1 protein-coding gene is annotated in these 221 nt (G+C 66.1%); it reads right to left on the bottom strand.

Annotated features, from left to right (window positions below):
- Positions 1-221 (bottom strand): LLM class flavin-dependent oxidoreductase (locus IAE53_RS11335; RefSeq protein WP_200554268.1); only part of this gene is annotated, 221 nt, incomplete at both ends.

The following is a 221-nucleotide window of genomic DNA, read 5'->3' as shown; positions in this document are numbered from 1 at the left end:
GCGCAGCTGGAAAGCCCCAGGTGTTCCACCAGCATGCGCGTGGTGATCGCCAGAATGTCTTCGGGTGCTGAAGCCTCGGCCACCGCCCGTGCCAGGCTGTCGAGAAACTTCAGCCGCTGGGTGACCGGGATCAACGATGCCGCCACCAACCAGGAGTCCTCGCAGGACCGCCCGGTAGGGATCAGTACACCGCCGAAACCAAGGCGGTCTGCCGCCTGGGC

Source organism: Leuconostoc sp. S50 (genome assembly GCF_016624925.1).
GTDB lineage: Bacteria > Bacillota > Bacilli > Lactobacillales > Lactobacillaceae > Leuconostoc > Leuconostoc pseudomesenteroides.
The sequence above is the reverse complement of the archived record's forward strand: the minus strand, read 5'-3'. Positions and strand labels throughout refer to the sequence as shown.